The following is a 25,090-nucleotide window of genomic DNA, read 5'->3' as shown; positions in this document are numbered from 1 at the left end:
ACGCTATCTCCATGATTATCTTGTGACGACATAACGATGGCACGGGGGGCATGCTGTACTGGACGACAACCCGTGTCGACGCGGGGAAAGACTTTGGAAAGGCGGGCTTGCTGCTGCCGTTGGTGGCGGCGCCAGGGGGCTGGCAGCCCGGTGACTCTCGGGCGACTTTTCAGAAGCGAATTATACCCCGTCAGGGGCTGGCTGTTTGCAGCAGTTTCGAACTTTCCTGTCGTTTTCAAGATAGACGCTTGTTCGAATATGAATTATGTCGCGCTGAAGCGACGTTTCATGCCACACATCCGAAGCAAAGCGGCTGCTTGCTAGTTTTGATGTTCGCAAACGATCGTTTGAATTGTTTTTGCGCCTGCTGGCGTCATGCGTGGCAGCGCCGCGGCACAAGGGTTGGCCGCATGGTGTGACCTTGGCCGGCCCGGCTTGCTATCATGCGCAGCATCGAGATTTTCGCCGTGCGCTGCCATGTCTGAACTGATTCTGCTCAACAAACCCTATGGCGTGATCTGCCAGTTTTCCGAGCACCCGCTGCACCCCACGCTGAAATCCTGCGTGCCGCTGGCTGGTGTCTACCCGGCCGGCCGGCTGGATACCGACAGCGAGGGCCTGCTGCTGCTTACCGGCGATGGCGAGCTGCAGCACCGCATCAGCGACCCGCGCTGGAAGCAGCCCAAGACCTACTGGGTGCAGGTGGAGGGCACGCCGCGCGAGGAGCAGCTGCAGGCGTTGCGCAACGGCGTGGACCTGGGGGATTTCGTTACCCAGCCGGCAGAGGTGCGCCTGCTGCCGGAACCGCCGGCACTGTGGGAGCGCAAGCCGCCGGTGCGCTTTCGCAAGACGGTGCCGGACGGCTGGCTGGAGATCATCATCAGCGAAGGCAAGAACCGCCAGGTGCGGCGCATGACCGCCAAGGTGGGCCTGCCCACGCTGCGCCTGGTGCGCGTGGCGATAGGCCCGTGGCGGCTGGACGACCTGCAGCCGGGCATGATGCGCAGCATCGAGGTGTCGCTGGCCGACCTGCCGCGCCCACGCTTTGCCAAGCCCGCCGCGCAGGCGCCGGCACGGAAAGAGCACAAACCGCAGGCCGCGCCGAAAGCCGCGTCCACCCCGGCGCCGCGCTTCCGTTTTGCCAAGAAAAAATAAGGTTACAGCCGTTATCCCTCCCCACCGCTGCTGCGGGCGCTAGCGAGGTGCTACGATGCAGATCCCCGAGTACTACAACCCCGTTGCACGCGAGATCGCCCAGGCACTGGTGGACGGCTTCGACCGCCACTACCGGCTGTTCCGCGCCGTCAGCCAGCAGGCCAAGCAGCTGTTCGAGGAGGCCGACTGGCAGGGCGTGCAGAAGCTGGTGCGCGACCGCATCCAGTTCTACGACGAGCGGGTGCACGAGACGGTGCAGCGGCTGCAGACCGAGTTCCACGCCGACCTGCTGGACGACGAAATCTGGCAGCAGGCCAAACTGTACTTCATCGGCCTGCTGACCAACCACAAGCAGCCGGAGCTGGCCGAGACCTTCTTCAACTCGGTGTTCACCCGCATCCTGCACCGCGACTACTTCAACAACGATTTCATCTTCATCCGCCCGGCGATCTCCACCGAGTACATCGAATCCGACCCGCCGTCCTACCGCAGCTACTACCCGGCACAGGGCGGCCTGCGCCGAGCGCTGCGCCGCATCGTGGGCGACTTCGGCTGGCGGCTGCCGTTCGCCAACCTGTCGCGCGACCTGGCGCGGGTGATCCGCGCAGTGGACGAGCACTTTGCCAAACGTTGGCCGCAAGCCGAGGCCAACTTCCAGATCCAGCTGCTGTCCAGTGCCTTCTACCGTAACAAGACCGCCTACATCTTCGGCAAGGTGGTGAACGGCGGGCAGCTGTACCCGTTCGCGCTGCCGGTGCTGCACGATGCCGACGGCCGGCTGTACCTGGACACCATCCTGCTGGAGCCGTGGCGCATCGGCGTGCTGTTTTCCTTCAGCCGCGCCTACTTCATGGCCGATATGGAAGTGCCGTCCGGTTATGTGCAGTTCCTGCGCTCCATGCTGCCCACCAAGACCAAGGCCGAGCTGTACACCATGCTGGGGCTGCAGAAGCAGGGCAAGAACACCTTCTACCGCGACTTCATGCAGCATCTGCAGCATTCCGGCGACCAGTTCATGGTGGCGCCGGGCATACGCGGCCTGGTGATGCTGGTGTTCACCCTGCCGTCCTACCCCTATGTGTTCAAGCTGATCAAGGACGTGTTCGGCGGCCCCAAGGAAGTGGACCGCGCCACGGTGAAGGCCAAGTACCAGCTGGTGAAGCGCCACGACAGGGTTGGCCGCATGGCCGACACGCTGGAGTTCTCCAACGTGGCCTTTCCCAAGGCGCGCTTCACCGACGAGCTGCTGGACGAATTGCGCCGCCTGGCCACCAGCAGCATCGAGGAGGGCGAGGACAGCATCGTCATCCGCCACCTGTATATCGAGCGGCGCATGAAGCCCCTGAACCTGTACCTGATGAGCTGCGACGAGGCGGAGAAGGAGCGGGTGGTGCGCGAGTACGGCGATGCCATCAAGGATCTGGCTGCGGCCAACATCTTCCCCGGCGACATGCTGTTCAAGAACTTCGGCGTGACGCGCTACGGGCGGGTGATTTTCTACGACTACGACGAAATCGAGTACATGACCGATTGTCACTTCCGCCGCATTCCGCCGGCGCCGAACCCGGAAATGGAGATGTCCGGCGAGGTGTGGTACCCGGTGGCGCGCGGCGACGTGTTCCCGGAGGAGTTCGGCACCTTCCTGCTGGGCGACCCGCTGGTGCGGCGCGTGTTCCTCAAGTACCACCGCGAGCTGCTGGATGCGGCATTCTGGCAGCACAAGCAGCAGCGCATCCGCGCAGGCTTCATCGAGGATTTCTACCCCTACCCGGTGGAGATGCGCTTCAGCCAGCGCTACGCGCCCGAGGCGCCGGCTGGCTGAGCAAGGGTTGGCCGCAGGCATGAAAAACGGGAGGCATGCCTCCCGTTGTTACTTGCTGGTGCTGACTACGCCGGTGTAGGCGTGCAGCGGTGGTCGTCAAAATACGCCACGGCGCCGGCACTGGTCAGGCCGACATGGAAACAGCTGTCTTCCGGAAACACCTCGCCGGCATTTTCTGCCGCGCGAACCACTTCAAACAGTACCTCTACCTCCTTGAAGTACTTGGCAATACGTTGATCGTCTGCCAGCAGGGCCTGAATGGCCTCGCGTTGTGGATGGTCGCCTTGCACGATCAACTGACAGCCCGGACAACTGATCAGGCTGATGGCAGGCGGGATGGTGATACCACGAGCGTCCAGTCCTTCCTTTACCAAACTGGCCAGTTGCGACAACTCCTTGCTGGCCCGTTCACGGATGCCTGACAGCGGGAGGGCTTCGCCACCGTTGGCGGCGCCAAACAGGCGCGCCAACGCGGAAACTACGGCGTTACCTTCTGCATGCATATCTGTCTGTCTCCTTTCCTTGGGGTCGATGGCAATAAATCCATTGTAGGAAATGGCTATCAAATAACACGCCTTTATTTTGTCATCTTTTGCAACTCGTACAGCTTGTCCAGCGCCTGGCGGGGCGAAAGATTGTCCACGTCCAGTTCCAGCAGCGCCTCCAGCGCCGGGTGCGGCTCCGGCTCGTGCTGGATTACCACCGGGCTGCTGAACAGGTCCGGCTGGGCGCGGGCGGCGGATTCGTTTTCCAGCTCGGTGAGGTAGCGGCGCGCTTCGCGGATCACCCTGGGCGGCACGCCGGCCAGCTGCGCCACCGCCAGGCCGTAGCTCTGGCTGGCCGGGCCGTCCTCCACGTGGTGCAGGAACACGATGCGGTCCTTGTGCTCCACTGCCGACAGGTGCACGTTGGCCACCGAGTCGTACTCGCCGGCCAGGCTGGTCAGCTCGAAGTAGTGGGTGGCGAACAGGGTGTAGGCGCGGCTCTTTTCGATCAGCGCGCGGGCGATGGCCCAGGCCAGTGCCAGGCCATCGAAAGTGGAAGTGCCGCGGCCAACCTCGTCCATCAGCACCAGTGATTTGTCGCTGGCGTTGTTGAGGATGTTGGCGGTCTCGGTCATCTCCACCATGAAGGTGGAGCGCCCGCCGGCCAGGTCGTCGCTGGCGCCGATGCGGGTGAAGATGCGGTCGATCTGGCCGATGGTGGCGCTCTGCGCCGGCACGAAGCTGCCGATGTGCGCCATCAGGGTGATCAGCGCGTTCTGGCGCATATAGGTGGATTTACCGCCCATGTTCGGGCCGGTGATCAGCAGCAGCTTGCGCTCGGCGGCCAGGCGGGTGTCGTTGGCGATGAAGCGCTCCACCTCCGCCTCCACCACCGGGTGGCGGCCGGCGATGATGTCCAGCCGGGTGTCGGCCACGAATTCCGGCTCCACGTAGTTGTGGGTCTGTGCGCGCTCGGCAAAGGCGGACAGCACGTCAAGACCGGCCACCGCCTGGGCGATCAGCTTCAGCTCGCTGATGAACGGCGCCAGCCGGTCCAGCAGTGCTTCGTACAGCTGCTTTTCCAGCGCCAGCGACTTGTCCTGCGCCGACAGCGCCTTGTCCTCGAAGGCCTTCAGCTCCGGGGTGATGTAGCGTTCGGCGTTCTTCAGCGTCTGGCGGCGGCGGTAGTCGTCCGGCACCTTGTCGGACTGCGCCTTGCTGACCTCGATATAGAAGCCGTGCACCTTGTTGAATTCCACCTTCAGTGTGCTGATGCCGCTGCGTTCCTTCTCGCGCGCTTCCAGCGCCAGGAGGAAGTCGCCGCAGTCGGTCTGGATGGCGCGCAGCTCGTCCAGGTCGGCATGGAAGCCGTGGTTGATCACGCCGCCGTCGCGCAGGAAGGTGGACGGCTCCGGCAGGATCGCTTCGGTCAGCATGCTCTGCACCGGCGAGTTGTCCGGCAGCAGTGCCGCCAGCTCGCCCAGCAGTGGCGCCGGCAGGCTTGCGGCCAACGTTTTCACTCCGGCCAGTGCCGCCAGCGAATCGCGCAGTGCCGCCAGGTCACGCGGGCGCGCCGAGCGCAGTGCCACGCGCGCGGTGATGCGCTCGATGTCGGCCACCTCGCGCAGCTGGCTGTGCACCTCGCCGTGCGCGGCCAGTAGCGCGCGCACCGCCTGCTGGCGGCGGGCCAGCTTGTCGTGCAGGCGGATGGGGTGATGCAGCCAGTGGCGCAGCAGACGGCTGCCCATGCTGGTGGCGCAGGTGTCCAGCAAGGATGCCAGCGTAGGGGAGGACTCGCCGCGGATGGTTTCGGTGAGTTCCAGGTTGCGGCGGGTGGCGGCGTCCATGCGGATCAGCTCGCCGGCGTCTTCCACCGCCAGCTGGGCGATGTGCGCCGGGTTCACCCCCTGCGTCGATTTGACGTACTCCAGCAAGGCGCCGGCGGCGCCCACTGCCACCGGCAGGGTGTCGGCACCGAAGCCGGCCAGGTCGCGGGTGCCGAAGTGGCGGGTCAGCGCCAGCTGCGACGATTCCACGTCGAACTGCCACGGCGGCAGCTTCTTGCGCGGCATGGTGATGGCCTCGAACGCCGCCAGGCCGGTGTCGTCCGGTATCACCAGCTCGGCCGGCTTCAACCGCTCCAGCTCGCTGTGCAGCTCTTCCACGCCGGTTTGCATGATGCGGAATTCGCCGCTGGCCAGTGACAGCCAGGCCAGGCCCAGCACGCCCTTGTGCATATTGATGGCCAGCACCAGGTTGTCGCGCTTGTCGTCCAGCAGCGCGGCGTCGGTCAGCGTGCCGGGGGTGACGATGCGCACCACCTTGCGCTCCACCGGGCCCTTGGCCAGCGCCGGGTCGCCGATCTGCTCGGCAATGGCCACCGATTCGCCCATCTTCACCAGCCGCGCCAGATAGCCTTCCGCCGCGTGGTAGGGGATGCCGGCCATCTTGATCGGCGCACCGCCGCTGGCGCCGCGCGCAGTGAGGGTGATGTCCAGCAGGCGCGAGGCTTTCTCCGCGTCCTCGTAGAACAGCTCGTAGAAGTCGCCCATGCGGTAGAACAGCAGCTTGTCGGCGTGTTCGCGTTTCAGGGCGAGGTACTGCTGCATCATCGGGGTGTGCTGGGGCGTGCTCATCGGGTGAATCCTGGGCAAAAGGTTGGCCGCAAAAATGCTGGCGCCCCGACTGGCGGGGCGCGGCGCGACATTTTACGGGATGCCAATCGGTACGTCACGGCAGCGAAACACAGCAATCCCTGCCGGCGTGCTTGGCCAGGTACAGCGCCTGGTCGGCGCGGGCCAGCAGGCTGCGGCTGTCCTCGCCCGCCGCCACGCAGACCTGGCCTATGGACACGGTGAGCGCCACCGTGTGCTGCTGGTAGCTCAGCGGCTGGCGGCGCAGCGCGGCCAGGAAAGCCTCGGCCAGCTGCTGCGCCTGCTGCGGCGTGCCGGCACACAGCAGGACGGCGAATTCCTCGCCGCCCAGGCGGCCCGCCGGCGTGCCGGGCGGCAGCTGCTGGCGCAACAGGCCGGCGAAGTGCGCCAGCGCGTGGTCGCCGCAGTCGTGGCCGTGCCGGTCGTTGATCTGCTTGAAGAAATCCAGGTCCAGCATCCATAGCACGGCGCTGCCGGCGGGGTGGGTCAGCGCCTTGTCGAGCTGCTGCAGGAAATGGCGGCGGCTGGCGAGGCCGGTGAGCATGTCGGTACAGGCCTGCTCGCGCAGCAGCCGCTCCAGCGCCTTGCGCTCGCCGATGTCGCGCGCCGAGCCCCAGATTACCTGGCGGCCATCCAGGGTGATGCGGCGGGCGCTGACTTCCACGTCGATGAGGTGGCCGTCGCGATGGCGGTTGACGCTGTCGAAGGTTTCGCCGTCTTCGTCGGTGGTGGCCAGGCGCTGGCGGATGAGTTCCGGCGTCACCTCGGGCACGACCTGCCACAGGTGCATGGCCAGCAGCTCCTGCGAGCTGTAGCCCAGCATCTGGCATAGCGAGTCGCTCACTTCCAGAAAGCGGCCGTCGAGGTCGATGACCGACAGCGCATCGGCCGAGTTCTGCAGCACCGCCTGGTACCAGCCGGTGCGGCTGTCCAGCGAGCGGCGCATCTCGCTGTTTTCCATCATCACCGCCAGCAGGCGGGCGCAGTCTTCCAGGATGGTGATGGCCTGCGGCGTGGGTGTGGCCGGCCGCTGCTGATAGACGGCAAAGGTGCCGTGCACCTTGCCGTGGCTGTCGATGATGGGCTCGGACCAGCAGCTGCCCAGGCCGAAGCGGGCGGCGATGTCGCGGTAGGGCTGCCAGTTGGGGTGCTGCTGCAGGTTTTCCGCCACCACGCGCTGGCCATGCCAGGCGGCGGCGCCGCAGCTGCCTACCGCCGGGCCGATGGCCATGCCCTGCAGCAGGGCGCTGTAGGCCGCCGGCAGCGACGGCGTGGCCAGCGGGCGCATGCGCTGTTCGTCGTCCAGCAGCACGATGGTGCACAGCCAGTCCGGCTGCTGGCGCTCGATCTGCTGTACCACCAGCTCCAGCAGTGCCGGCAAGGTTACCCGGCCATCCAGGTACTGGCGCAGCACGCTGCTGTGCAGGGCGTGCCAGCGCATGCGCTGCTGCTGTTCATCGTCATGGCGCAGGCGTTGCAGCTCGGCGCTGGCGCGGCGGGCAAACGGCGCCACTGCCGCCAGCAGCCCGCCGGGCAGCGGCTGCGGGCTGAACAGCGCCAGCACGCCCAGGCTATCGCCATGTTCGTCCTGCAGCGGCCAGCCGGCATAGGCCTGCCACGGGCTGCCGGCGGGCGCGGCGATGCCGCCCTGCGGCGCCTGCTGCCGCAGCAGTGGCTGGCCGCTGTGCATGACCTGCTGGCAGCTGCTGCCGGCCGCGGGGTAGTGGGCCTGTGGCAGCGGCTGGCTGCTGTACAGCACGTGGGCGGCCAGGCGCGGCTGGTAGCTTGGCTGCGCCACGATGGCGATGCAGCCCGGCTGCACGGAGGCCAGCTTGCTGGTCAGCGCATGCAGGTAGTCGCCGCCGGTGGCGTCGGCGGTGGCGTGCAGCAAATCGAGGCTGAACCGGGAAGGGTCGGGCATGGAGGGCTCGGCGGGTGGCGACCTTTCGAGTATGGCGACTCCCGTGAAGGTCAACAATCTTTAAACGACGTAATTGAGCGTTTGCCGTGGCGAACAGGCGAATCTGCTTGTACCTGGTCTTTGATGTATGTCAAACTTTCAGAAATTACTGAAAATTGGAAAAGCAATGAATCTGCCACCCCTGATCCAGTCCTTCGTGCTGCATTTCGGCGAGATGGGCAGCCACTGGGGCATCAACCGCACCGTGGGCCAGATCTACGCGTTGCTGTATGTCTCCGACAAGCCGCTGAACGCCGACGACATCGTGGAAGCCATCGGCTGTTCGCGCTCCAATACCAGCATGGCGCTGAAGGAGCTGCAGGCCTGGCGCCTGGTGAAATTGCAGCACCTGCCGGGCGATCGCCGCGAGTATTTCTCCACGCCGGAAGACGTGTGGGCCATATTCAAGACGCTGGCCGAGGAGCGGCAGAAGCGCGAGGTGGAGCCGACGCTGACCATGCTGCGCGGCGCCATGCTGCAATCGCCGGACAGCGAGGCCGAGCGCCACGCGCAGGCGCGCATGAACGAGATGTACCAGCTGATCGAGCTGGTGACGCGCTGGTTTGCCGACATCCGCGATATGGACGTGGAGACGCTGCAGAAGCTGATGAAGCTGGGCAGCCAGGTGCAGAAGGTTTTGCAGTTCACCCAGAGCCTGTCGCGGCTGGCTGGCCGCGACGGCGGCAAGGAGGAGTAATCATGACGTCGCTCGACCCCGTCACGCTGGCGCGCATCCAGTTTGCGGCCAACATCAGCTTTCACATCCTGTTTCCCACCATCAGCATCGCCATGGGCTGGGTGCTGCTGTTCTTCAAGCGCCGTTACGACCGCAGCGGCGATGAGGCGTGGATGGACGCCTACGGCTTCTGGGTGAAGATCTTCGCACTCACCTTCGCGCTGGGCGTGGTGTCCGGCATCACCATGAGCTTCCAGTTCGGCACCAACTGGCCGGGCTATATGCAGCATGTCGGCAACGTGGCCGGGCCGCTGCTGGCCTACGAGGTGCTGACGGCGTTCTTCCTGGAGGCCACCTTCCTGGGGGTGATGCTGTTCGGCCGCTCGCGGGTGAGCAACCGCGTGCACACGCTGGCTACCTTCCTGGTGGCGTTCGGCACCACGGTGTCGGCGTTCTGGATCATCGCGCTGAACTCCTGGATGCAGACGCCGGCCGGCGTCAGCGTGGTGGGCGGCAAGGTGCATGTGCAGAGCTGGCTGGCGGTGATCTTCAACCCGTCCATGCCTTACCGCCTCACCCACATGCTGCTGGCCTCCGGCCTGACGGTGGCCTTCCTGGTGGCCGGGGTGTCCGCCTACCGCTGGCTGCGCGGCGACCGTGCCGCCAGCGTGCGTGCCGCGCTGAGCACCGGCGTAACGTTGGCCGCAGTGCTGATTCCGCTGCAGATACTGGCTGGCGATGCGCACGGCCTGAACACCTTCGAGCACCAGCCGGCCAAGCTGGCCGCCATCGAAGGCGTGTGGCACACCGAACGCGGCGCGCCGCTGCTGCTGTTCGCGCTGCCGGACGAGGCCAGCCACAGCAACCGCTATGCGGTGGGCGTGCCGAAGCTGGCCAGCGTGATCATCACCCACCACGCCGATGGCGAGATCCGCGGCCTGGAGCAGTTTGCCGACGCGCATCCGCCGGTGGCCAAGGTGTTCTGGAGCTTTCGCGTGATGGTGGCGATGGGCGGGCTGATGCTGCTGTCCAGCTGGCTGGCACTGTGGCAGCTGCGCCGCCGCGGGGCGCCGGCGCCCTGGCTGGCGCGGGTGCTGGTGGCGATGACGTTTTCCGGCTGGCTGGCCACGGTGGCGGGCTGGTTCGTTACCGAGATCGGCCGCCAGCCGTGGCTGGTCACCGGCATCCTGCGTACCGCCGATGCCGCCTCCACGGTGGGTGGCGGCATGATTTTGTCCACGCTGCTGATGTATCTGACGCTGTATGTGGTGCTGCTGGCGAGCTATGTGTCGGTGGTGTTCTACCTGGCGCGCAAGGCCGGCAAGCCGCTTGCGGCCAACCTTGAAGGAGTGACGGCATGACTGCGGAACTGGTATTGCCGGTGATCTTCGCCGGCCTGATGGCCATCTCGCTGCTGGCCTATGTGATCCTGGACGGCTACGACCTGGGGGTGGGCATACTGCTGCCGCTGGGCAGCGACGGCCAGCGCGACACCATGATCGCCAGCATCGGCCCGTTCTGGGATGCCAACGAGACCTGGCTGGTGCTGGGTGTGGGCCTGCTGCTGGTGGCCTTCCCGCTGGCGCACGGCATCATCCTGGGCGAGCTGTACCTGCCGGTGGCGCTGATGCTGCTGGGGCTGATTCTGCGCGGGGTGGCGTTCGACTTCCGCGTCAAGGCGCAGGCGCATCACCAGCCGGCGTGGAACACCGCCTTCGCCGCCGGCTCGCTGTTGGCCGCATTGAGCCAGGGCGTGATGCTGGGGCGCTACCTTACCGGCTTTGCACCCGGCGCCGCCGCCTGGGGCTTTGCGCTGCTGGCCGGTGCCGGGCTGGCTGCCGGCTACGTGTTGCTGGGGGCGAGCTGGCTGATCATGAAAACCGAGGGCGAGTTGCAGCAGCGTGCCACGCGCTGGGCGCAGCGTGCGCTGCTGGGTACCGGCCTCGCGGTGCTGCTGGTGTCGATTGCCACGCCGCTGGCCAACCCGCGCATCGCTGCCAAGTGGTTCGTGCTGCCGGACTTCCTGCTGCTGTTGCCGCTGCCGCTGGTGAGCCTGGCGCTGTTCGTGCTGCTGGCGATGAGCCTGCCCAGGCTGGCAGCCCGCCAGGCCGCCGGGCGCGACAACTTCTGCTGGCTGCCGTTTGCCGCCACGGTGGGCATCGTGCTGCTGGCGTTCTGGGGGCTGGCCTACAGCGTGTTCCCGCAGATCGTCATCGGCCGGCTGGACATCTGGCAGGCAGCCAGCGACCCGGAGGCGCTGTGGGTGATCCTGGCTGGCGCCGCGGTGGTGCTGCCGGCCATCATTGCCTACACCGTATTTGCCTACCGCGTGTTCTGGGGCAAGGCGCGCGGATTAAGCTATTCCTGAGTGGCAAACATTGCGCCAACGCAAAAGGGCAGAAGAAATTCTGCCCTTTTTTTCATGGGCTTACGCACGACTGTGCGCCTTGTTGCGCTGCGGCGATACAAACGGTTACCGCTATGCTGACGGCTTGATTTGCATCAAAGCCCCTAGTGTGAACGGGGGTATGATCGCCTCATTCGGATTGAATGCCGGGTAGCCGGAGGGAGAGCATCATGGAACTGTGGAAACAACTGCTTTCAGATGATGTAGGTCGACTGAGCATCATCGTCATCAGCGTTACAACCGTCATCGTCAGCGTCGTGGTGAGTTACTTCATCAAGAAAGCCAAGTCGCACGACGACGAGCAGTAAGGCCGCCGGCGGCCTAAGCCGGCAAAGATCCTCTTGATGTGTGTGTGTTTGGGGGTACGGTGGTGGGCCGTACCCCTTTTTTTTTTTTGCGCGGCTACAGCCAGCCGTGCCGCCAGCACGCCTCATCCATCAGCTCGCGCCAGGGCAGGGTGCAGCGGCGATGCGTCCACACTGCTTCCAGCGTGATGCGCAGCACCTTCCGGGTGTCGAAGGCGTCATGCTCCACCTTGACTACCATGAAGTGTTTTTCCGGCTGCTGCGGAGTAACGGCGGTCCATTTACTGCCGTGCAGCGTGTGAGGGTCGATCGGCATGGCGCTTGGAGGCGCCGGCACGGCCGGCAGTTCCCGAATGCACAAAGCCCCCGGCGGTATTAGCGCACGGGGGCTTTGCTTTGCCGCGTTGCGGCGTGCTTACTTCACGTGTTGCGCGATGATGGGCAGCAGCTGGCCCAGTACTTTCGGCGGCGCGGCCACGATGTCGCCGCTTTCGAACCAGGTCTGTTCACCCTGGAAGTCGGTAACCATGCCACCGGCTTCCTGCACGATCAGGCTGCCCGCAGCGATATCCCACGGCTTGAGGTTGAATTCGAAGAAACCATCCACGCGGCCGCAGGCCACGTTGCACAGGTCCAGCGCGGCGGAGCCTTCGCGGCGGGCGCCGGCGGTTTTCTTCAGCACGTCCTTGAGAATGTCGAGGTGGGTGTCCAGCATGCTCTGGTCTACTACCGGGAAGCCGGTGGAGATCAGGCATTCGTTCATGTTGATGCGCTTGGATACGCGGATGCGGCGGTCGTTCAGGAACGAGCCCACGCCACGGCTGGCGGTGAACAGATCGTTGCGGTTCGGGTCATACACCACGCCCTGCTGGATCTGGCCCTTGTGTGCCAGCGCGATGGAGATGCAGTACTGCGGGTGGCCGTGAATGAAGTTGGTGGTGCCGTCCAGCGGATCGATGATCCACTCGTATTCGGCGGCGCCAAGGCCGGAAGCGCCGGACTCTTCTGCTAGAATCCCGTGCTTCGGATACGCATCCAGAATGACCTCAATGATCGCCTGTTCGGCAGCACGGTCCACTTCGGAAACGAAGTCGTTGTGCTTTTTGTTTTCGACGCGAATGGTGTCCAGGTTCAGCGATGCGCGCTGGATCACATTGGCGGCACGGCGAGCGGCTTTTACCGCGACATTGAGCATAGGATGCATTGACGGCCTCACAATAGGAAATAGGCAATCGTTGTCCGCCTTGCGGCCAACGCCTGCCGTAAACTGTCTGGGTTAAGGAGCGACAAAACCCCGCCGCGGTGGCGGGCGTTTCGGAAAGACCCGCGATTCTACGCAAAAACACCCAATGAATAAACCCCAAGTACCTGATTTTTTGAAGAACATTCGCGTCGTGCTGGCGCGTCCCAACCACCCGGGCAATATCGGTTCGGCGGCGCGGGCGATGAAAACCATGGGCCTCACCCGGCTGTACCTGGTGGAGCCCAAGGTGTTCCCGTCCGAGGAGGCCGACACCCTGGCTTCCGGTGCGGTGGACGTGCTGCAGACTGCCATCGTGGTGCCCACGCTGGCCGCGGCGCTGGCCGACGTGACCGTGGCCTGCGCGCTGACCAGCCGCCGCCGCGAACTCACCACGCCGCTGTCCACCCCGCGCGAAACCACGCCGGAGCTGATCGCCCGCGCGCGTGAAGGCGAGCAGGTGGCGCTGGTGTTCGGCAACGAGACCTTCGGCCTGTCCATCGAGGAAGTGGAGCAGTGCAACCGGCTGGTGACCATTCCCGGCAACCCGGACTACTTCTCGCTCAACCTCGCCATGGCGGTGCAGGTGATGACCTACGAGCTGTTCAGCCACACCGGCTTCACCGTCGACTACCTGAAGCCGGACGGCAACAGCGCCACCCAGGGCGAGGTGGACGGCATGGTGGACCACCTGGACGCCACGCTGGAAGACATCGGCTACTACCGCCGCCGCAACAGCGAACGCATGATCCGCCGCCTGCGCACCATGTTCCATCGCGCCGGCCTGCTGCGCGAGGAGATCGACATCCTGCGCGGCTTCTACAAGCAGGCGCAGCGTCTGGCCGGCAAGGAGCAGGGCGGCGACGGGGGCGACAGCGCATCATGAACAGGGTACCTCGAGAAACCCGGATTTCTAAGCGAGACAAGGCGCGAATGAACAATTCCGACGCAGCATATGCTTGATATGTAAGGAGGAATTTTTTATGAGCAACGCAGGATCGCGACGAAAGCTGGCGTTTTCCGAGGTGCCCGACTATCGCCACCGGCTGGCCGAACCTTACACGGCACTGCGCTGCCAGCCGGTGCGCGATCTTGCTTTCCTGCTCACCGCCGCGGCGCCGTGGCATAGCGGCGCCGAAATCGACTGCGCGCGCCTGCTGGGGCCGCAAGGTTGGCCGCAGCTCACGGCGCTGGATGCCGCACCGCAGCCGCTGCTGGACTGGCTGGCGGCGCGGCCCACGCGGCGGCTGGGCGTGTATGCCGAGCAGCTGCTGGCGTTCTGGTTCACCCATGCGAGCCACATCGATTGCGTGGCGGCCAACCTGCCGCTGGCCGAGCACGGCCGCAGCGTCGGCGAATTCGACTTCCTGCTGCGTGTCGATGGCCAGCCGCTGCACCTGGAGGCCGCCAGCAAGTTCTACCTGCAACTGGATGATGCCGGTGGCGAGCTGGTCGGCCCCAGTCTGCGCGATGCCTGGCCGCTGAAATACCGCAAGCTCGCCAGCCAGCTGGCGCTGAGCTGTCACCCGGCGGCGCAGCTGCCCGCCGGTTTTGCCGGCTGCCCGGCCTACAGCCGCCTTACCGGCTGGCTGTTCTACCCGGGGGCACCGCGGCCGCAATTCCCGTGCAATAGCGACGCCTGCTGCGGCTGGTGGCGGCATTTGTCCGCGGCCTGGCCGCAGCACAGTGCCGACAGCCGCTGGCTGCTGCTGCCGCGGCTGAGCTGGCTGGCGCCGGCGCGCGCCGCCGCCGAGGCGGTGCTGACCCTGCCGCAGCTGCGCGCGGTACTGGCCGAGGCCGACGGTGCGCGGCTGGTGGCCGAACTGGTGCCGGGCGCGGATGGCGACTGGCACGAAATCGCCCGCGGCTTCGTGGTGCGCGATGACTGGCCGCTGCCCGGCATGCTGGTCGAACTGCAGCGCACGCTGGCCGCCTCGTGAGCGCGGCATGAAAACCCTGCTGTTCGTCTACGCCAGCCAGAGCGGCCACACCCACGCGCTGGTGACGGCTGCCGCCGCGGCGGCCGGTGGCGAGGACAATGTGGCGGTGCGGGTGCTGCCGGCACTGCAGGCCGGTATCGACGACCTGCTGGCCTGCCAGGCGCTGGTGCTGGCCACGCCGGAGAACTTCGGCTACATGGCCGGTGCGCTGAAGGATTTTCTCGACCGCACCTTCTACCCGGCGCAGGGCAAGGTGGAGGGACTGCCGTACGCGGTGATCATCAGTGCCGGCAACGACGGCCAGGGTGCACTCACCGCCATTCGCCGCATCGCCAGCGGCTACCCGCTGCACGAGGCATTGCCACCCTTGCTGGTGAAGGGGGAGGTGACGCCGCAGGTGCTGGCGGAGGCCGCCGAACTGGGCGCCACGCTGGCGGCGGCGTTGTCGATAGGCATGCTGTAGGGCGGCAGCCTCACGAGGTGTTCCACCGCCATGCGGCCAACCTTGTGCGGAGCTGTTTTGCCGGTGCTGCCATGGGTTTTGGGCGTGCCACAACGTTGGCCGCAAGCTTGTAGGGCGGGTAGAAGCAACGCTTCATACCCGCGTGCAGCGTTCCCATCGCGCGGGTATGGCCTGCGGCCAACCCGCCCTACGGCAGGTTTCACCCGACAATTCCATTGCATAGGCCGGATTACGTTTTCTCCTCCCCCGCAAGTCCGCCCAAAACAAAACGCCCCGCATCGGCGGGGCGTTGGATCTGCACGGCTGGCGCTCAGCGCAGGGTGTTGGCCTGCGCGCAGCCGGCCACCAGTGCCTTCAGTTCTTCCGGCTGCAGTACCTGGATGTGCTTGTGGTCCACTTTCAGCCAGCCCTGCTGCTGGAACTTGGACAGCGTGCGGCTGACGGTTTCCAGTTTCAGGCCCAGGAAGCTGCCGATTTCCTCGCGGCTCATGCGCAGGATGAAGTCGAAAGCGGCAAAGCCGCGTGCCGACAGACGCTGCGACAGGTTGAGCAGGAAGGCGGCCAGGCGCTCTTCGGCTTTCATATTGCCCAGCAGCAGCATTACCGACTGGTCGCGCACGATCTCGCGGCTCATCAGGCGGAAGAAATGGTGCTGCAGGCTGGGAATGTCGCGGCCCAGGGTCTCCATGCGGTTGAACGGCAGCTCGCACACCTCGCTGTCTTCCAGCGCAATGGCGTCGCAGCCGTGCTGGCTGGTGGAGATGCCGTCCAGGCCCATCAGCTCGCCGGACATCTGGAAGCCGGTTACCTGCTCGCGGCCGTCCTGGCTGGAGACGCAGGTTTTGAAGAAGCCGGTACGCACGGCATATAGCGAACGGAAGCCCTCGCCGGAGTGAAACAGGTACTCGCCACGCTTCAGGCGGCGGCTCTGGCGGATCACCGCATCAAGCTGGGCCATTTCTTCGCGGTTGAGGCCAACCGGCAGGCAGAGTTCACGCAGACTGCAATTGGAGCACGACACTTTCAGCGTGTGCAGGGTGGGGGATTGCTCGGTCATGGTTTCCGGATTCGCAAGGCTGGAGGCTTGACTTGACGCGTGTCAAAGCGCGGCAAGTGTCAATTAGCGCAAATTTACCAGCCCACCACCAGTTTTCCAAGCAAGAACAGCTATGACACCCACCACACCGTTTATGCCGACCCAGTGTATTTTCGATCGGGAGCTTATCGAAAAGCTTGAAGGTTCCGGCCCGCGCTACACTTCCTACCCGACTGCAGACCGTTTTCATGGCGGTTTCGGCGTGAAGGATTACGAACACTGGTTGCAGCAGCACGCCATCGGCGCCAGCCACCGGCCGATCTCGCTGTACGTGCACGTGCCGTTCTGCAACACCATCTGCTACTACTGCGGCTGCAACAAGATCATCACCAAGGACAAGAGCCGCGCCGACCAGTACCTGGATTACCTGGAAAAGGAAATTGCGCTGGTGGCGGGGCGCCTGGGCTACCGCGAGAAGGTGATCCAGCTGCATTTTGGCGGCGGCACGCCCACCTTCCTGTCCGACGAGCAGCTCAGCCGGGTGATGGCGGTGATCAACAAGTATTTCGAGCTGCTGCCTGACGGCGAGTTTTCCATCGAGATAGACCCGCGCAAGGTTGGCCGCGACACCGTGCTGCACCTGGGCCGGCTGGGCTTCAACCGCATGAGCGTGGGCATCCAGGATTTCGACCCGGCGGTGCAACAGGCGGTGAACCGCATCCAGAGCGAGGAAGAAACCCTCACCGTGATCGACGCCGCGCGCGAGGCCGGCTTCAAGTCGGTGAGCGTGGACCTGATCTACGGCCTGCCGCTGCAGAACGCCGAGTCGGTGCGCCGCACCGTGGACAAGGTGGTGGCGATGAACCCGGACCGCATCGCGCTGTACAACTACGCGCACCTGCCCAGCGTGTTCATGCCGCAGCGTCGCATCAACGAGGCCGATCTGCCCAGCGCCGCGCACAAGCTGGATATCCTGCAGCACTCGGTGCAGCAGCTTACCGATGCCGGCTACGTGTTCATCGGTATGGACCACTTTGCCAAGCCGGATGACGAGCTGACCCGCGCGCTGCAGCAGGGCCGTTTGCAGCGCAACTTCCAGGGCTACTCCACCCACGCCGACTGCGACATGATCGGCCTGGGCGTGTCGTCCATCGGCAAGGTCGGCCCGTGCTATTCGCAGAACGAGAAGGACATTGATGCCTACTACGCGGCGCTGGATGCCGGCCACCTGCCGGTGCTGCGCGGCATGACGCTGACCCAGGACGATATCCTGCGTCGCAGCGTGATCCAGTCGCTGATGTGCCGCTTCTCGCTGTCGGTGGAGGCGATCGAGGAAACCTTCGGCATCAATTTCGCCAATTACTTTGCCGACGAGCTGCCGCTGATCCGCGAGTTCCAGCACATGGGCCTGCTGACCTTCGACGGTGATTTCCTGATGGTGGCGCCCAAGGGCCGCTTCCTGATCCGCAACATCGCCATGGTGTTCGACCGCCACCTGCGCGAGCGCGAGACCAAGGCGCGCTACTCCAAGACCATCTGAGCGCCTTGCGCCAGTAAAAAAGCCCGGCAGTTGCCGGGCTTTTTGTGTTTCTGGGATTGGCCGCAGGGCTCAGACGCGTGCCTGTAGCCCCATGCGATGCAGCACCACCAGCGCCTCGGCGGTGGGGCTGGCCACCACGTCGGCCAGGGTGTAGCGGTCCAGCACGGCAAAGAATGCCCGCAGCGCTTCGTCCAGTACGCCCTTGAGGCGGCAGCGCCCGCGCAGGAAGCACGGCGGCTCGGCGCAGTCGATCAGGTCGCCGATGTCTTCCAGCGTGCGGATCACCTCGCCCAGCCGGTACTGACTGGCCGCGCGTGCCAGCGCCAGGCCGCCACCCTTGCCCCGGCTGGTGGCCAGCCAGCCCTGTTGCGCCATGAAGTGCACCACCTTCACCAGGTGATTGCGCGAGGCGGAAAACTGCTCGGCGATTTCGCCGATGGTTACCGGGGTATCGCGCGGCTCGCTCAGGTACATCAGTACCCGCAGGCCGAGGTCGGTGAAATGCGTAAGTTGCATGGCTGCTGTGGTCTAGGGCAAAGGTAGGAGCATACGCCGCCTGCGCCGTCCGCTCAATTACAGGCCGGCGCCGCCGGTGCCGAAGGCCTCGGCATGGATGCGCGCAGCGTCCACGCCCAGGGCCAGCAGCGCCTGCTTCTGCTGCTGCATGAAGGGCAGCGGGCCGCACAGGTAGTAGTCGGCATCGGGCAGCACGGCATCGGCGGCAACGGTGTTCAGTGCCATGCGGCCAACTTGCTGGTAGTCGCGGCCGGATACGTCCCCGGCACGCGGGAACTCGTACCAGGTGTGCGCCTGCAGCTGCGGGTATTCGCGGCTCCAGTTGTCCAGCTGCTGGCGGAAGGCGTGCACGCCGCCATGGCGACAGGCATGCAGGAAGCGGATGCTGCGCGGGCTGTCCTGTTGCAGCAGCTGTTCCAGCATGGACAGCATCGGGGTGATGCCGACGCCGGCGCTGATCAGTACCACCGGGCCGCTGCGCTCTTCATGAAGGAAGAAGTCGCCCAGCGGCGGTGCCACGTCCAGCAGGTCGCCCACGTTCACCGCATCATGCAGCTGGTTGGATACCATGCCGGCCGGGGTGTCGTTGCCGGCTTCGCGCTTCACCGAGATACGCAGCGCGCTGCCGCCGGGTGCGGCCGACAGGCTGTACTGGCGTGGCTGCATCATGCCCAGTTGCGGCACCGGCAGGCGTACCGACAGGTACTGGCCCGGGCGGTACTGCGGCAGCGGGCCGCCATCGGCCGGCTGCAGGTAGAAGGAGGTGATCTCTTCGCTTTCCACCACCTTGCGGCCAACCTTGAAACCGCGCCAGCCGCTCCAGCCGCCTGGCTGGTTGGCGGACTGCTGGTACAGCTTGCCTTCTTCGGCGATCAGGATGTCGGCCAGCTGGCCGTAGGCGGCGGCCCAGGCGGCGATCAGTTCGTCGCTGGCGGCATCGCCCAGCACTTCACGGATGGACGCCAGCAGGTGGCCACCAACAATCGGGTAGTGCTCGGCGCGAATGCCCAGGCTGGCGTGCTTGTTGGCTACCAGCGCCAGTACTGGTGCCAGTACCGACGGGTCGTCGATGTGCTCGGCGTAGGCGGCTACCGCCATGGCCAGCGCCTGCTGTTGACTGCCGGCCTGCTGGTGGCCCTGGTTGAAGATCTGCTTCAGTTCCGGGTTGTGCTGGAACATGCGGGCGTAGAAGTGGCGGGTGAGGGTAACGCCGTGCTCTTTCAGTACCGGGGCGGTGGCTTTGACCAGTTGGCGGGTGGCTGCATCCAGCATGTGTGCTTCCTTTTAAGATGTGTGTTTAATACATTTTTTAAGTCGCCAGCGCCCGTTCAGGGCCGCCCGCTACCCGGCCGTGATGGTTCGGCATGGGCTGCTGGCTGCGGTGCAAATAAAGATGTGCAAACTATACATGTTCAAAGTGGCACTGTCACGACGGATGTGGGAACGGCTCAGCAGGGGGCGGGCAAGTGTGTCACACAGCGCGACAGGCATGAAAAAACCGGGCCGCAGCCCGGTTGTTCGTTGCTGTCCGCCTCCTGTGTGCCGTCGGCGGCGGTGTGCCAGTGTGTTTCCTGGTACCAGTCGTCCAGCTCGGCCAGCAGTGCCTGCTTGTGGCCAAAGCGCAGGCCGGAGGCGCCGCGTTGGTGGGCGCCGCCCTTTTTCATCTGCGGTGCGTGCGCAAACGGGTTGCGCGGTTTCAGTGTCTGCATGGGTTCTCCCCTGTGGATAAGGCTTGCGGCCAACCCTGGGGTTGGCCGCAGCATGTCGGCTTCGATATGGCTGCAGCTAGAAAGTTGCAACAGGGACTACTCCCGATCTCGCGAGCTAGAGCGAGACAAGGCAAAAACGGCTGAGGAAGCGGAATTTACAAGTAGTAAATGAGCATTCCGACGACGTTTTTAACGCCGTATCGCCGAAGCGCGGCAGATCGGGTGTCAGGCGATCAGGCTCGCCACCTTGGTGGTAATGATATCCACCGCCGGCTCGTTGGCGCCGTGCGGCAGGATCACGTCGGCAAAACGCTTGGTGGGCTCGATGAACTGGTTGTGCATCGGGCGCACGGTGGCCAGGTACTGCTCGATCACATTGTCGGTGGTGCGGCCGCGCTCGGCGATGTCGCGCTTGAGGCGGCGGATGAAACGCACGTCGGCGTCGGTGTCCACGAAGATCTTCAGCGACATCATGTCGCGCAGCGCCGCATCGTACAGCGGGAACAACCCTTCGATCACGATTACCGGCGCTGGCTCCACGCGCACGGTTTCCTCGGCGCGGTTGTGGCGCGCAAAGTCGTACACCGGCATGTCGATGCCCAGGCCGTTGCGCAGGTCGTCGATGTGCTCGATCAGCAGCGGCCAGTCGAAGGCGTGCGGATGATCGTAGTTGGTGCCGAGGCGTTGTTCGAAGCTCAGGTGGCTCTGGTCGCGGTAGTAGTAGTCCTGCACGATCACCGCCGCCATTTCCGAGCCGATGGCTTCCAGCACCTTGCGGGTGACGGTGCTCTTGCCGCTGCCACTGCCGCCGGCAATGCCGATGATGAACGGTGTTGTCATATGTCTCGCCCAGCCAGAAAAAAACGCGCCATTCTAAAGAGTTAGCGCGTGTTCGACTACCTGTCCGTGCGGCGGACGTCAGGCCACGGTGGCGGCCTGTTCCGCCTCGGCGGCGTCATACCACTCCAGCATCGCCGGGTGCTCCAGCAGGTGGTCGACGTAGGCGGCGGCCAGCGGCGGCAGCTCGATGCCGTAGCTGACGAAGCGGCAGGCCACCGGGGCGAACATGGCATCGGCGATGGTGAAACCGCCGAACAGCCACGGCCCGCCATCCTGGTGGCGCTGGCGCAGCTGTTGCCAGATGTCGCTGATGCGCTGGATGTCGGCGGCGGCCTCAGGCGTCGGCTCATGGCGGGTGCGCAGGGTGAGGTTGAACGGCATCTCGCTGCGCAGGGCGCCAAAGCCGCTGTGCATCTCGGCGGAGATGGCACGCGCCTCGGCACGCTCGGCAGCATCGTCCGGCCACAGCTGCGAGGCGGGGAACAGCTCGTTCAGGTATTCGCAGATCGCCAGCGAGTCGTGCACGTGCAGATTGTCGTGGTACAGCACCGGCACCTTGCCGGCCGGGTTGGCTGCCAGCAGGTGTTGGCGGCTGTCCGGCATGAACAGGCGGATGTGCTGCTCGCGGAACGGTTCGCTGATGTGCTTGAGCACCAGCCACGGGCGCAGCGACCACGAGGAGAAGTTCTTGTTGCCGATGACCAGGGTCAGCATGACAGCCTCCGGATGAGATGGTGATGGCGGGGATGATCCAGCATAGCAAAGCCTGCCGGCGGCCTGTGTGCCCAAACGCAAACGCCCTGCACGGGGCAGGGCATTTGCTACGGCTTGCGGCCAACCTTGCGGCTTATTCCGCTTCGTCGATCCAGGCCTGCTGGATGGCTTCCAGCACCTTCTCGCCGCCACGCTTGTGGTCGTCGTCGAAGCCGGGCAGATCCACTACCCAGTTGTGCAGGTCGATGAAGCGCACGTTCTTCGGGTCGATGTCCGGGTGTGCTTCACACAGTTCGATGGCGATGTCGTTGATGTCGCTCCACTTCATGGCCGGGCTCCTCAGTGATGTTCGCGGGCGTGGTTGATGGTGTAGCGCGGAATCTCCACCACCAGATCCTGGTCGGCAACGATGGCCTGGCAGGACAGGCGCGATTGCGCTTCCAGGCCCCAGGCCTTGTCCAGCATGTCATCTTCCAGGTCGTCGGACGGCGGCAGCGAGTTGAAGCCTTCGCGCACGATGACGTGGCAGGTGGTGCAGGCACAGGACATCTCGCAGGCATGCTCGATTTCGATGTCGTGGGCCAGCAGGGCCTCGCAGACGCTGGTGCCGGTGGCTACGTCGTCGAGTACGGCGCCGTCCGGGCACAGGTCGGTATTGGGCAGCACGATGATGCGGGGCATGGTGAAATCCTTTGTTGGCCGCAGATACGGCCGTTTATCTCAATTGCTTACAGCGCGCCGATGTTCTTGCCCTTCAGCGCGCGCTGGATGTTGCGATCCATGCGGCGCGAGGCGAACGGCTCGCTGATCTGGTTCAGGCGCTGGGTGGCGGCGTTGACTTCGCGGGTCACCTGGGTGGCGATGGCGGTATGTAGGCCGGCCATGGCGCCATCCAGCTCGGCGCGTTCCTCGGCTTCCAGCAGGTCGCCATCCACATCCAGCGCGGCCTGGATGGCAGCTACCAGGCTTTCGGCATCCACGATGGCTTCACGCAGCTTGCGGGCGTTGATGTCTTCCTGCACGTGGCTCATCGATTCGGTGAGCATGCGGCTGACTTCATCGTCGGACAGGCCGTAGGACGGTTTCACCTCGATGTGCGCTTCCACGCCGGAGGTCAGTTCGCGCGCGGTGACCGACAGCAGGCCGTCGGCATCCACCTGGAAGGTGACGCGGATGCGTGCCGCGCCGGCCACCATCGGCGGAATGCCGCGCAGCACGAACTTGGCCAGGCTGCGGCAGTCGGCAATCAGCTCGCGCTCGCCCTGCACCACGTGGATGGACATGGCGGTCTGGCCGTCCTTGAAGGTGGTGAATTCCTGCGCGCGCGCCACCGGAATGGTGCTGTTGCGCGGGATGATCTTTTCCGCCAGCCCGCCCATGGTTTCGATGCCCAGCGACAGCGGAATCACGTCCAGCAGCAGCCAGTCGTCGCCGCCCTTGTTGCCGGCCAGCACATCGGCCTGGATGGCGGCGCCCAGCGCCACTACCTTATCCGGGTCCAGGTTGGTCAGCGGCGGGCGGCCGAAGAAGTCGCCCACGGCTTTCTGTACCTGCGGCATGCGGGTGGCGCCACCCACCATCACCACGCCCTTGACGTCGTCGATGGTGATCTTGGCATCGCGCAGCGCCTTGCGCACCGGCAGCAGGGTCTTGTCCAGCAGGGTCTTGCTGATGTCGTGGAAGGTGGCCTGCGCCAGTTCCAGGTCTATGGTCTGGCCGTCGGAGAGCAGGGCGGTGACGCGGGTGCTGGCGTGCTCGCTCAGCGCCTCCTTGGCTTCGCGGGCGCGGGTCAGCAGCAGGCGGGTGTCCTGCGCGGTGAGGCCGTGCAGGCCGGCCTGTTCCAGAATCCAGCAGTAGATGCGGTGGTCGAAGTCGTCGCCGCCCAGCGAGGAATCGCCGCTGGTGGCCAGCACTTCGAATACGCCGCGCGACAGCGCCAGTACCGACACGTCGAAGGTGCCGCCGCCCAGGTCGTACACCACGTAGGTGCCTTCGGCGCCGTTGTCCAGGCCGTAGGCGATGGCGGCGGCGGTGGGTTCGTTCAGCAGGCGCAGCACGTTGAGGCCGGCCAAGCGCGCGGCATCCTTGGTGGCCTGGCGCTGGGCGTCGTCGAAGTAGGCCGGCACGGTGATCACCGCGCCCACCAGTTCGCCGCCCAGGCTGGCTTCGGCGCGGCCGTTCAGCGTGCGCAGGATGTCGGCGGACACTTCCACCGGGCTCTTGTGGCCGGCGCGGGTGACCAGCTGCACCATGCCCGGCGCGTCGACGAAGCGGTAGGGGCTGCGGCCAACGTCCTGGATGTCGGCCAGGCCGCGGCCCATGAAGCGCTTCACCGATACCACGGTGTTGGCCGCATCGCGGCTCTGCTCGGCCTGTGCGTCGTGGCCCACCACCACGCTGCCGTCCGGCGCGTAGCGCACCACGGAGGGCAGCAGGTTGCGGCCCTGGTCGTCCGGCAGCACCACGGCACTGCCGCTGCGCACGGTGGCAACCAGCGAGTTGGTGGTACCCAGGTCGATGCCCACGGCCAGGCGGTGCTGGTGCGGGGCGGCGGAGAGGCCGGGTTCGGCGATTTGCAGTAGGGCCATGTCGGGTCTGCTAACGGTGCGGGGGCTGGCTCAGGCCAGCCCGGGGTTGGTTCGGGGTCAGTACAGCAAGGCCTCGACGGCGTCGCCGATTTCCTGGTCCAGTTTTTCCAGAAAGCGCAGCTTGCGTACCGACAGTGCGGCGCCAGCGTGGTCGGCGGCGTCGTCCAGCTGGGCGGCCAGCTCGCTCTCCAGCGCCTTCACTTCGCCGCGCAACTGCTGCGACAGTGCTTCCAGCGCGGCCACGTCCTTGCCGTGGCGGGCATCCTCGATGTTCTCGCGCCATTCCATCTGGGCCATCAGGAAGGCCGGCGGCATGCTGGTGTTGGTTTCTTCGGCGGTATCCACACCGGCGAGCTGCAGCAGGTAGCGCGCGCGCGCCAGCGGCGATTTCAGCGTCTGGTACGCCTCGTTGATGCGGGTGGCCTGCATCAGTGCTACGCGCTTTTCGGCATCGCCGGCGGCGGCAAAGCGGTCGGGATGCGCGGCGGCGGCGGCGGTGCGCCAGGCGCTATCCAGCCGGGTGGCGTCGATGCGGAACTGGCGCGGCAGCTGGAACAGGGCGAAGTGATCCTGCGAGAAGTCGGCGGACATGCGGGCTTTCTGCAAAAACCGGGGTGAAAAACGTCAAAACCGGCTCTGCCACAGACAAGCGGCACAGCCGGTAACGGAAACCGGACTTATACGTTGAAGCTTTCGCCGCAACCGCACTCGTTCTTCACGTTCGGGTTGTTGAACTGGAAGCCTTCGTTCAGGCCTTCCTTGGCGTAGTCCAGCTCGGTGCCATCCAGGTAGGCCAGGCTCTTGGCGTCGGTGAATACGGTGACGCCGTGGCTCTGGAAGGTAACGTCTTCATCGCTGGCGATGTCGACGAACTCCAGCTTGTAAGCCATGCCGGAACAGCCGGAGGTCTTCACCCCCAGGCGGATGCCCAGGCCCTTGCCGCGCTTGGCGAGGAAGTTGCTGACGTGAGTTGCTGCGCGTTCGGTAAGCGTGATTGCCATTTGCTTGTGCCTTATGCGTTGTACTGCCGGCGGGCCAGC

26 protein-coding genes are annotated in these 25,090 nt (G+C 65.2%); 10 read left to right on the top strand and 16 right to left on the bottom strand.

Going from position 1 to position 25,090, the window contains the following annotated elements:
* Nucleotides 1–477: 477 nt before the first annotated feature.
* Nucleotides 478–1,155 carry a pseudouridine synthase gene (locus PSELUDRAFT_RS02040; RefSeq protein WP_088965274.1) on the top strand — a complete coding sequence of 226 codons (678 nt, stop codon included), beginning with the start codon at nt 478–480 and terminating at the stop codon, nt 1,153–1,155.
* Between the two features lie 55 nt (nt 1,156–1,210).
* Nucleotides 1,211–2,977: a bifunctional isocitrate dehydrogenase kinase/phosphatase gene (gene aceK / locus PSELUDRAFT_RS02035; RefSeq protein ID WP_088965273.1), complete on the top strand. Its 1,767-nt coding sequence runs from the start codon at nt 1,211–1,213 to the stop codon at nt 2,975–2,977.
* A gap of 65 nt (nt 2,978–3,042) precedes the next feature.
* On the opposite strand, the gene PSELUDRAFT_RS02030 is transcribed toward aceK, so the two are convergent.
* From PSELUDRAFT_RS02030 to PSELUDRAFT_RS02020, 3 genes are all read right to left on the bottom strand, one after another.
* Nucleotides 3,043–3,543, bottom strand: coding sequence for a hypothetical protein (locus tag PSELUDRAFT_RS02030; RefSeq protein WP_231895283.1), 501 nt, complete (start codon nt 3,541–3,543; stop codon nt 3,043–3,045).
* 11 nt (nt 3,544–3,554) lie between these two features.
* Entirely contained in the window at nt 3,555–6,098 is a 2,544-nt protein-coding gene (mutS, locus tag PSELUDRAFT_RS02025; RefSeq protein WP_088965271.1) for a DNA mismatch repair protein MutS, read from the bottom strand.
* A 94-nt stretch (nt 6,099–6,192) separates the two neighbouring features.
* The gene (locus tag PSELUDRAFT_RS02020; protein ID WP_088965270.1) at nt 6,193–8,037 is read right to left on the bottom strand and encodes a diguanylate cyclase domain-containing protein; all 1,845 of its coding nucleotides are present in this window, start codon (nt 8,035–8,037) and stop codon (nt 6,193–6,195) included.
* A gap of 166 nt (nt 8,038–8,203) precedes the next feature.
* Between PSELUDRAFT_RS02020 and PSELUDRAFT_RS02015 the strand changes: the two genes are divergently transcribed.
* From PSELUDRAFT_RS02015 to PSELUDRAFT_RS02000, 4 genes are all read left to right on the top strand, one after another.
* The gene (locus PSELUDRAFT_RS02015; protein WP_088965269.1) at nt 8,204–8,773 is read left to right on the top strand and encodes a GbsR/MarR family transcriptional regulator; all 570 of its coding nucleotides are present in this window, start codon (nt 8,204–8,206) and stop codon (nt 8,771–8,773) included.
* Between the two features lie 2 nt (nt 8,774–8,775).
* Nucleotides 8,776–10,113, top strand: a complete 1,338-nt coding sequence (locus tag PSELUDRAFT_RS02010; RefSeq protein ID WP_088965268.1) for a cytochrome ubiquinol oxidase subunit I — start codon at nt 8,776–8,778, stop codon at nt 10,111–10,113.
* Nucleotides 10,110–11,120, top strand: a complete 1,011-nt coding sequence (locus PSELUDRAFT_RS02005) for a cytochrome d ubiquinol oxidase subunit II (RefSeq protein ID WP_088965267.1) — start codon at nt 10,110–10,112, stop codon at nt 11,118–11,120. Before PSELUDRAFT_RS02010 ends, PSELUDRAFT_RS02005 begins: the two co-directional genes overlap by 4 nt.
* A 209-nt stretch (nt 11,121–11,329) precedes the next feature.
* Nucleotides 11,330–11,467, top strand: coding sequence for a DUF3149 domain-containing protein (locus PSELUDRAFT_RS02000; protein WP_088965266.1), 138 nt, complete (start codon nt 11,330–11,332; stop codon nt 11,465–11,467).
* 94 nt (nt 11,468–11,561) lie between these two features.
* Here the strand turns inward: PSELUDRAFT_RS02000 and PSELUDRAFT_RS01995 are convergent, their stop codons facing one another.
* Both PSELUDRAFT_RS01995 and PSELUDRAFT_RS01990 read right to left on the bottom strand, forming a co-directional pair.
* Nucleotides 11,562–11,780, bottom strand: coding sequence for a TIGR02450 family Trp-rich protein (locus PSELUDRAFT_RS01995; RefSeq protein WP_088965265.1), 219 nt, complete (start codon nt 11,778–11,780; stop codon nt 11,562–11,564).
* A 99-nt stretch (nt 11,781–11,879) separates the two neighbouring features.
* Nucleotides 11,880–12,668, bottom strand: a complete 789-nt coding sequence (locus PSELUDRAFT_RS01990; RefSeq protein ID WP_088965264.1) for an inositol monophosphatase family protein — start codon at nt 12,666–12,668, stop codon at nt 11,880–11,882.
* A 145-nt stretch (nt 12,669–12,813) separates the two neighbouring features.
* Here PSELUDRAFT_RS01990 and PSELUDRAFT_RS01985 point away from each other — a divergent pair, with 145 nt between their 5' ends.
* The 3 genes from PSELUDRAFT_RS01985 (at nt 12,814) to PSELUDRAFT_RS01975 (ending at nt 15,107) form a co-directional block, all read left to right on the top strand.
* Nucleotides 12,814–13,590, top strand: coding sequence for an RNA methyltransferase (locus PSELUDRAFT_RS01985; RefSeq protein WP_088965263.1), 777 nt, complete (start codon nt 12,814–12,816; stop codon nt 13,588–13,590).
* A 97-nt stretch (nt 13,591–13,687) separates the two neighbouring features.
* Complete coding sequence (locus tag PSELUDRAFT_RS01980) at nt 13,688–14,644, top strand: DUF1853 family protein (RefSeq protein ID WP_088965262.1); 957 nt, start codon at nt 13,688–13,690, stop codon at nt 14,642–14,644.
* Nucleotides 14,645–14,651: 7 nt separating this feature from the next.
* The gene (locus PSELUDRAFT_RS01975) at nt 14,652–15,107 is read left to right on the top strand and encodes a flavodoxin family protein (RefSeq protein WP_088965261.1); all 456 of its coding nucleotides are present in this window, start codon (nt 14,652–14,654) and stop codon (nt 15,105–15,107) included.
* Nucleotides 15,108–15,417: 310 nt separating this feature from the next.
* Here the strand turns inward: PSELUDRAFT_RS01975 and fnr are convergent, their stop codons facing one another.
* Nucleotides 15,418–16,164: a fumarate/nitrate reduction transcriptional regulator Fnr gene (fnr, locus tag PSELUDRAFT_RS01970; protein ID WP_088965260.1), complete on the bottom strand. Its 747-nt coding sequence runs from the start codon at nt 16,162–16,164 to the stop codon at nt 15,418–15,420.
* Between the two features lie 112 nt (nt 16,165–16,276).
* Here fnr and hemN point away from each other — a divergent pair, with 112 nt between their 5' ends.
* On the top strand, nt 16,277–17,683 hold the full coding sequence (gene hemN / locus PSELUDRAFT_RS01965; RefSeq protein WP_088965259.1) for an oxygen-independent coproporphyrinogen III oxidase: 1,407 nt from the start codon (nt 16,277–16,279) through the stop codon (nt 17,681–17,683).
* Between the two features lie 69 nt (nt 17,684–17,752).
* Here hemN and PSELUDRAFT_RS01960 read toward each other — a convergent pair whose 3' ends face one another.
* The 10 genes from PSELUDRAFT_RS01960 to iscA all read right to left on the bottom strand — a co-directional run bounded on the left by PSELUDRAFT_RS01960 (nt 17,753) and on the right by iscA (nt 25,051).
* Entirely contained in the window at nt 17,753–18,199 is a 447-nt protein-coding gene (locus PSELUDRAFT_RS01960) for an Rrf2 family transcriptional regulator (protein ID WP_088965258.1), read from the bottom strand.
* A gap of 57 nt (nt 18,200–18,256) precedes the next feature.
* Entirely contained in the window at nt 18,257–19,471 is a 1,215-nt protein-coding gene (hmpA, locus tag PSELUDRAFT_RS01955; RefSeq protein ID WP_088965257.1) for an NO-inducible flavohemoprotein, read from the bottom strand.
* Nucleotides 19,472–19,647: 176 nt separating this feature from the next.
* A complete protein-coding gene (locus tag PSELUDRAFT_RS01950) occupies nt 19,648–19,908 on the bottom strand; it encodes a hypothetical protein (protein ID WP_088965256.1) in 261 nt (86 codons plus the stop codon).
* Between the two features lie 225 nt (nt 19,909–20,133).
* Complete coding sequence (udk, locus tag PSELUDRAFT_RS01945; protein ID WP_088965255.1) at nt 20,134–20,748, bottom strand: uridine kinase; 615 nt, start codon at nt 20,746–20,748, stop codon at nt 20,134–20,136.
* Between the two features lie 78 nt (nt 20,749–20,826).
* The gene (locus tag PSELUDRAFT_RS01940; RefSeq protein WP_088965254.1) at nt 20,827–21,462 is read right to left on the bottom strand and encodes a glutathione S-transferase family protein; all 636 of its coding nucleotides are present in this window, start codon (nt 21,460–21,462) and stop codon (nt 20,827–20,829) included.
* A 133-nt stretch (nt 21,463–21,595) separates the two neighbouring features.
* Entirely contained in the window at nt 21,596–21,790 is a 195-nt protein-coding gene (iscX, locus tag PSELUDRAFT_RS01935) for a Fe-S cluster assembly protein IscX (RefSeq protein WP_088965253.1), read from the bottom strand.
* An 11-nt stretch (nt 21,791–21,801) separates the two neighbouring features.
* On the bottom strand, nt 21,802–22,143 hold the full coding sequence (gene fdx / locus PSELUDRAFT_RS01930) for an ISC system 2Fe-2S type ferredoxin (RefSeq protein ID WP_088965252.1): 342 nt from the start codon (nt 22,141–22,143) through the stop codon (nt 21,802–21,804).
* A gap of 47 nt (nt 22,144–22,190) precedes the next feature.
* Complete coding sequence (gene hscA / locus PSELUDRAFT_RS01925) at nt 22,191–24,050, bottom strand: Fe-S protein assembly chaperone HscA (RefSeq protein ID WP_088965251.1); 1,860 nt, start codon at nt 24,048–24,050, stop codon at nt 22,191–22,193.
* A gap of 57 nt (nt 24,051–24,107) precedes the next feature.
* Nucleotides 24,108–24,641 (bottom strand): Fe-S protein assembly co-chaperone HscB, encoded by a 534-nt coding sequence (gene hscB, locus PSELUDRAFT_RS01920; RefSeq protein WP_088965250.1) that lies wholly within the window; start codon nt 24,639–24,641, stop codon nt 24,108–24,110.
* An 86-nt stretch (nt 24,642–24,727) separates the two neighbouring features.
* Nucleotides 24,728–25,051 carry an iron-sulfur cluster assembly protein IscA gene (iscA, locus tag PSELUDRAFT_RS01915; RefSeq protein ID WP_088965249.1) on the bottom strand — a complete coding sequence of 108 codons (324 nt, stop codon included), beginning with the start codon at nt 25,049–25,051 and terminating at the stop codon, nt 24,728–24,730.
* Between the last annotated feature and the right edge of the window lie 39 nt (nt 25,052–25,090).

The organism is Vogesella sp. LIG4, from assembly GCF_900090205.1.
Taxonomy (GTDB): Bacteria; Pseudomonadota; Gammaproteobacteria; order Burkholderiales; family Chromobacteriaceae; genus Vogesella.
The sequence above is the reverse complement of the archived record's forward strand: the minus strand, read 5'-3'. Positions and strand labels throughout refer to the sequence as shown.

Excerpts from the sequence above, each read along its gene's own strand:
- PSELUDRAFT_RS02040 (WP_088965274.1), top strand. The coding sequence starts at position 478 with ATGTCTGAACTGATTCTGCTCAACAAACCCTATGGCGTGATCTGCCAG.
- aceK (WP_088965273.1), top strand. The coding sequence starts at position 1,211 with ATGCAGATCCCCGAGTACTACAACCCCGTTGCACGCGAGATCGCCCAG.
- mutS (WP_088965271.1), bottom strand. The coding sequence starts at position 6,098 with ATGAGCACGCCCCAGCACACCCCGATGATGCAGCAGTACCTCGCCCTG.
- PSELUDRAFT_RS02020 (WP_088965270.1), bottom strand. The coding sequence starts at position 8,037 with ATGCCCGACCCTTCCCGGTTCAGCCTCGATTTGCTGCACGCCACCGCC.
- PSELUDRAFT_RS02015 (WP_088965269.1), top strand. The coding sequence starts at position 8,204 with ATGAATCTGCCACCCCTGATCCAGTCCTTCGTGCTGCATTTCGGCGAG.
- PSELUDRAFT_RS02010 (WP_088965268.1), top strand. The coding sequence starts at position 8,776 with ATGACGTCGCTCGACCCCGTCACGCTGGCGCGCATCCAGTTTGCGGCC.
- PSELUDRAFT_RS02005 (WP_088965267.1), top strand. The coding sequence starts at position 10,110 with ATGACTGCGGAACTGGTATTGCCGGTGATCTTCGCCGGCCTGATGGCC.
- PSELUDRAFT_RS02000 (WP_088965266.1), top strand. The coding sequence starts at position 11,330 with ATGGAACTGTGGAAACAACTGCTTTCAGATGATGTAGGTCGACTGAGC.
- PSELUDRAFT_RS01995 (WP_088965265.1), bottom strand. The coding sequence starts at position 11,780 with ATGCCGATCGACCCTCACACGCTGCACGGCAGTAAATGGACCGCCGTT.
- PSELUDRAFT_RS01990 (WP_088965264.1), bottom strand. The coding sequence starts at position 12,668 with ATGCATCCTATGCTCAATGTCGCGGTAAAAGCCGCTCGCCGTGCCGCC.
- PSELUDRAFT_RS01985 (WP_088965263.1), top strand. The coding sequence starts at position 12,814 with ATGAATAAACCCCAAGTACCTGATTTTTTGAAGAACATTCGCGTCGTG.
- PSELUDRAFT_RS01980 (WP_088965262.1), top strand. The coding sequence starts at position 13,688 with ATGAGCAACGCAGGATCGCGACGAAAGCTGGCGTTTTCCGAGGTGCCC.
- PSELUDRAFT_RS01975 (WP_088965261.1), top strand. The coding sequence starts at position 14,652 with ATGAAAACCCTGCTGTTCGTCTACGCCAGCCAGAGCGGCCACACCCAC.
- fnr (WP_088965260.1), bottom strand. The coding sequence starts at position 16,164 with ATGACCGAGCAATCCCCCACCCTGCACACGCTGAAAGTGTCGTGCTCC.
- hemN (WP_088965259.1), top strand. The coding sequence starts at position 16,277 with ATGACACCCACCACACCGTTTATGCCGACCCAGTGTATTTTCGATCGG.
- PSELUDRAFT_RS01960 (WP_088965258.1), bottom strand. The coding sequence starts at position 18,199 with ATGCAACTTACGCATTTCACCGACCTCGGCCTGCGGGTACTGATGTAC.
- hmpA (WP_088965257.1), bottom strand. The coding sequence starts at position 19,471 with ATGCTGGATGCAGCCACCCGCCAACTGGTCAAAGCCACCGCCCCGGTA.
- PSELUDRAFT_RS01950 (WP_088965256.1), bottom strand. The coding sequence starts at position 19,908 with ATGCAGACACTGAAACCGCGCAACCCGTTTGCGCACGCACCGCAGATG.
- udk (WP_088965255.1), bottom strand. The coding sequence starts at position 20,748 with ATGACAACACCGTTCATCATCGGCATTGCCGGCGGCAGTGGCAGCGGC.
- PSELUDRAFT_RS01940 (WP_088965254.1), bottom strand. The coding sequence starts at position 21,462 with ATGCTGACCCTGGTCATCGGCAACAAGAACTTCTCCTCGTGGTCGCTG.
- iscX (WP_088965253.1), bottom strand. The coding sequence starts at position 21,790 with ATGAAGTGGAGCGACATCAACGACATCGCCATCGAACTGTGTGAAGCA.
- fdx (WP_088965252.1), bottom strand. The coding sequence starts at position 22,143 with ATGCCCCGCATCATCGTGCTGCCCAATACCGACCTGTGCCCGGACGGC.
- hscA (WP_088965251.1), bottom strand. The coding sequence starts at position 24,050 with ATGGCCCTACTGCAAATCGCCGAACCCGGCCTCTCCGCCGCCCCGCAC.
- hscB (WP_088965250.1), bottom strand. The coding sequence starts at position 24,641 with ATGTCCGCCGACTTCTCGCAGGATCACTTCGCCCTGTTCCAGCTGCCG.
- iscA (WP_088965249.1), bottom strand. The coding sequence starts at position 25,051 with ATGGCAATCACGCTTACCGAACGCGCAGCAACTCACGTCAGCAACTTC.